General features: G+C 68.5%; 2 protein-coding genes. Both read left to right on the plus strand.

Annotated elements, in window-relative coordinates; translation table 11 throughout:
* Positions 1 to 1,076: beta-ketoacyl-ACP synthase II (fabF, locus tag ACQKDV_RS17650; protein ID WP_427785467.1), on the plus strand; the 1,076-nt coding region annotated here is incomplete at its 5' end.
* Positions 1,077 to 1,242: 166 nt separating this feature from the next.
* Positions 1,243 to 2,607, plus strand: coding sequence for an aminodeoxychorismate synthase component I (locus ACQKDV_RS17655; protein ID WP_427785468.1), 1,365 nt, complete (start codon positions 1,243 to 1,245; stop codon positions 2,605 to 2,607).
* Positions 2,608 to 2,682 lie beyond the last annotated feature (75 nt).

The following is a 2,682-nucleotide window of genomic DNA, read 5'->3' on the forward strand; positions in this document are numbered from 1 at the left end:
GCGTACAGTGGAGAGTCTTTACCTTAACGACGCTCTTACGATCTGCCAAGAAGATGGACCCGTTCATCCATTACGGCCTCGGTGCCTCCTTCATGGCGCTGCATGATTCGGGCCTGGAGATCACCGACGCCAACGCCGAGCGCATCGGCGCCATCGTCGGTGCCGGCATCGGCGGCCTGCTGGGTATCGAAGAGCAGACCATCGAGTTCCACGAGGGCAGGAAGATCTCGCCCTTCTACGTGCCCAAGACCATCATCAACATGCTGCCGGGCCAGTTGAGCATCATCACCGGCCTGAAGGGCCCGTCGTTCTCGGCGGTCTCGGCGTGTGCGACCTCGAACCATTCGATCGGCACCGCCATGCGCATGATCCAGTACGGCGATGCCGACGTGATGGTGGCCGGTGGCGCCGAGCGTGGTTCCTCGCCGACCGCCCTGGGCGGCTTCTGCGCGATGAAGGCCATGAGCACCCGCAACGATGCCCCGGAACAGGCTTCGCGCCCGTGGGACAAGGACCGCGACGGCTTCGTGCTGGGCGACGGCGCCGGCATCCTGGTGCTGGAAGAGTACGAACACGCCAAGGCCCGTGGCGCCAAGATCTACTGCGAACTGGCCGGCTTCGGCGCCAGCTCCGATGCGTACCACATGACCGCCCCGAGCGAGAACGGCGAAGGCGCCGCCCGCTGCATGGCCATGGCCATGCGCGATGCCGGCGTGACCCCGGAACAGGTCGGCTACCTCAACGCGCACGGCACCTCCACGCCGCTGGGCGACCTGGGCGAAACCATGGCCATGAAGGCCGCCTTCGGCGACCACGCCTACAAGATGATGGTCAGTTCCACCAAGTCGATGACCGGACACCTGCTGGGTGCCGCCGGCGGCGTGGAAGCGATCTTCTCGGTGATGGCGCTGCAGGACAATGTCATCCCGCCGACCATCAACCTGCAGCAGCCGGGCGAAGGCTGCGACCTGGACTACGTGCCCAACGAAGCGCGCCAGGCCAAGGTGGACGTGGTGATGTCCAATGGCTTCGGCTTCGGCGGCACCAACGGCACGCTGATCTTCAAGCGCGTCTGACCTGTGAGGTAGAGTCGACCGTTGGTCGACTGCCTTTTGATCCGCCGCAATGATCGCTGATGGGAAAGCAGTCGACTGACAGTCGACTCTACCTGTCGGCATCCGGAGCACCACGGAGGCCGCCGCAAGGCGGCTTCCGTGCATCTGAACCCCCGAACCGACCACCATGACCCACGCCCCGCTGATCCACCCGCTGCCGCACCCGATCGATCTGCTGGCCCTGCAGCAGCACGACCCCGCGCGCTTCCCGCTGCTGATGGAATCCACCGCCTCGGGCACCGCCCAAGGGCGCTGGAGCCTGCTGCTGGCCGCGCAGGGCGATTGCCTGCGGCTGGACGCCGACGGCCAGGTGCGCGACCAGCACGACGCCGTGCAGCCCGGCAGCTTCCTGCAGGCGCTGGACCATGCCTGGCAGGCCGCGCGCCTGCCGCACGAAGGCAGCCACAGCCTGCCGTTCCGGGGTGGCTGGGCGCTGATGCTCGATTACGAAGTGGCCAGCCAGATCGAAACCGTGCTGCCCGCGCGCGCGCGCGATGACGGCCTCCCGACCGCGCTGGCACTGCGTTGCCCGGCGGCCGTGCTGCATGACCATGAGAACGGTGCCAGCTTCGTCATCGCCGAAGCCGGTGAGCAGGCCCTGCTGGATGCGCTGGTGGCACAGGCCTCGGCCGCGCTGCCCCAGGCCGGGCAGGGCTGGCAGCCGCCGCAGTCGGTGGGCGAGGACGCGCCGCAGCGCTTCACCGACGGCGTGCGCCGGGTGATCGACTACCTGCGTGCCGGTGATGTGTTCCAGGTGAACCTGTCGCGGCGCTGGAGCGCGCAGTTCGCCGCGCCGGTCAGCCCCCAGGCGCTCTACGCGCAGCTGCGCCGCGCCAACCCGGCACCGTTCGCCGGCCTGTTCAGCGCGTACGGCCGCCACGTGGTCAGCTCCTCGCCGGAACGGCTGGTGTCGGTGCATGCCGGCCACGCGCAGACCCGGCCGATTGCCGGCACCCGCCCGCGCTTTGAAGGCGACGACGATGCCGCGCGCATCCAGGAACTGGTCGGCCACCCCAAGGAGCGCGCCGAACACGTGATGCTGATCGACCTGGAGCGCAACGACCTGGGCCGCATCTGCCTGCCCGGCACGGTGGTCGTCGATGAACTGATGACCGTGGAAAGCTACGCGCACGTGCACCACATCGTCAGCAACGTCAGCGGCCACCTGCGCCCCGAGGTCACCCCGGGCGAGGTGATCGCCGCGACTTTCCCGGGCGGCACCATCACCGGCTGCCCCAAGGTGCGCTGCATGCAGATCATCAGTGAACTGGAGCAGGTGCCGCGCGGGGCCTACACCGGCGCCTTCGGCTGGCTGAACCGCGACGGCGATCTGGACCTGAACATCCTCATCCGCACCGCAGAAGTGGACGGGCAGGAGGTGAGCTTCCGTACCGGCGCCGGCATCGTGGTCGACTCGGACCCGGACAAGGAACTGGACGAGACCCGGGCCAAGGCCCGCGGCCTGCTGCGCGCGCTGGGCCAGCAGGGGTAACCGATCCCAGGTAGTGCCGGCCGCTGGCCGGCAGGGGCCTGGTGGGTGCCGACCGTTGGTCGGCACGGGCATCTC

This window comes from Stenotrophomonas sp. NPDC077659 (assembly GCF_050268705.1).
In the GTDB taxonomy this organism is placed as follows: Bacteria; Pseudomonadota; Gammaproteobacteria; order Xanthomonadales; family Xanthomonadaceae; genus Stenotrophomonas.